2 protein-coding genes and 1 pseudogene are annotated in these 2,243 nt (G+C 61.3%); all 3 read left to right on the top strand.

Annotated features, from left to right (window positions below; all coding sequences use genetic code 11):
* Positions 1 to 129 (top strand): annotated as a pseudogene (locus VGO12_RS30670) (carbohydrate ABC transporter substrate-binding protein); the annotation flags it as partial.
* A gap of 217 nt (positions 130 to 346) precedes the next feature.
* The gene (locus VGO12_RS30665) at positions 347 to 1,255 is read left to right on the top strand and encodes a sugar ABC transporter permease (RefSeq protein WP_327516508.1); all 909 of its coding nucleotides are present in this window, start codon (positions 347 to 349) and stop codon (positions 1,253 to 1,255) included.
* 115 nt (positions 1,256 to 1,370) lie between these two features.
* Positions 1,371 to 2,198 (top strand): carbohydrate ABC transporter permease, encoded by an 828-nt coding sequence (locus tag VGO12_RS30660; RefSeq protein WP_414650802.1) that lies wholly within the window; start codon positions 1,371 to 1,373, stop codon positions 2,196 to 2,198.
* Positions 2,199 to 2,243 lie beyond the last annotated feature (45 nt).

Raw genomic sequence — 2,243 nt, 5'->3', positions numbered from 1 at the left:
GACCAGCTGCTTTCGGCCGACAGCCAGAAGCAGAAGGAGGACCTGTTCTCCGAATTCTTCGCCAACCCGTCGATCACGCCGGAAGACGCGCAGAAGCGCTTCGCCGACATCATCGCCGCGGCGGAGTAACCGCAACTGCCTGATTGACCGGCTTCGCTCCATTGGGGCGGGGTCGGTCAAGGCCTCCCTTTCGGTGTGGCATGTCCGCGCCGGTGACCGCGTGTGAGCTCGCCTTTGCGCGGTATCCCAGGGGAGCGGTTGTCGCCCTGATGCGGCACGACGCCGGTTTCGACCGTGCGGCGCTGCCCATCGTCCGAAACCCAATGCAGTTCCGGAGGAACGAAACATGGCGGGTCACACACGGAGTTCGGGCAGACCGAACCAGTGGCTGCGGAACCTGAACGCGAAGATTGCCTCTGTCCCGATGATCCTGACGGCGGTGGTGATCTTTCTCGGTGGCACGATCTGGACGGTCGTCTATTCCTTCACCAATTCCAAGCTGTTGCCGCGATTGTCCTTCGTCGGCCTCGACCAGTACGAGCGGCTGTGGGACGCACCGCGCTGGCTGGTTTCGGTGCAGAATCTTGCGATCTACGGCGTCTTCTCGCTGATTTTCAGTCTGGTGATCGGCTTCGTGCTGGCCGCACTGATGGACCAGAAGATCCGCTTCGAAAACACCTTCCGCACCATCATGCTCTACCCCTTCGCCCTGTCCTTCATCGTGACGGGCCTGGTGTGGCAATGGCTGCTCAATCCGGAATTCGGCATCCAGTCGGTGGTGCGCTCGCTCGGCTGGGAAACCTTCACCTTCGATCCGCTCTACAACGCCGACATCGTCATCTACGGCATCCTGATCGCCGCGCTCTGGCAGGGGACCGGGCTCGTCATGTGTCTGATGCTCGCCGGGCTTCGCGGCATCGACGAGGACATCTGGAAGGCCGCGCGCGTCGACGGAATTCCGATGTGGAAGACCTACATCTTCGTCGTCATCCCGATGATGCGCGGCGTGTTCGTCACGACGCTGGTGATCATCGCCAGCGGCATCGTCAAGGTCTACGACCTGGTCGTGGCGCAGACGAGCGGCGGCCCGGGCATCGCGTCGGAAGTGCCGGCAAAGTATGTCTACGACTACATGTTCCAGGCACAGAACCTCGGCCAGGGATTTGCCGCCTCGACCATGATGCTCATCACCGTCGCCATCATCATCGTGCCTTGGGCCTATCTGGAATTCGGGGGAGGGCGCAAGCGTGTCTGATATCGTTGCATTCAACTCTGTGGCTGACGAGACCACATCCACGGTGCAGGCCGAACGGGTGCTTGCCGGCCCCCGCGGCGCCAAGCCGCGCCGGGCGCTCTCGGGCCGCAACATCATGATCTACGGCACGCTGATCGTCGTGGCGCTCTACTATCTGCTGCCGCTTTACGTGATGGTCATGACCTCGCTCAAGGGCATGCCGGAAATCCGTCTCGGCAACATCTTCGCCCCGCCGGTCGAAATTACCTTCGAGCCCTGGGTCAAGGCCTGGGCGAGCGCCTGCACGGGGCTCAACTGCGACGGGCTTTCGCGCGGCTTCTGGAACTCGGTGCGCATCACCGTTCCCTCGACGATCGTCTCGATCGCGATTGCCTCGGTCAACGGCTATGCGCTCGCCAACTGGCGCTTCAAGGGGGCGGAGCTGTTCTTCACCATCCTGATCGTCGGCGCCTTCATTCCCTACCAGGTGATGATCTATCCGATCGTGATCGTGCTCAGGGAAATGGGCATCTACGGCACGCTCACTGGGCTCATCCTCGTGCACACCATCTTCGGCATGCCGATCCTGACGCTGCTTTTCCGCAACTATTTCGCCGGCCTGCCGGAGGAACTGTTCAAGGCGGCACGCGTCGATGGCGCCGGCTTCTGGACGATCTACTTCAAGATCATGCTGCCGATGTCGCTGCCGATCTTCGTCGTGGCGATGATCCTGCAGGTCACCGGCATCTGGAACGACTTCCTGTTCGGCGTCGTGTTCACAAGGCCGGAATACTACCCGATGACGGTTCAGCTCAACAACATCGTCAACTCGGTCCAGGGCGTGAAGGAATACAACGTCAACATGGCTGCGACGATCCTGACGGGCGCCGTGCCGCTCTTCGTCTACTTCGTCTCCGGACGGCTTTTTGTCCGCGGCATCGCCGCCGGCGCAGTGAAAGGGTAACAACATGCAAAACGTCAGCGTATCGGTAAAAGACCTGTCGTTGAG

Source organism: Ensifer sp. (assembly GCF_035999135.1).
Lineage (GTDB): Bacteria > Pseudomonadota > Alphaproteobacteria > Rhizobiales > Rhizobiaceae > Ensifer.
This window is presented reverse-complemented; position numbering and strand designations above follow the sequence as displayed.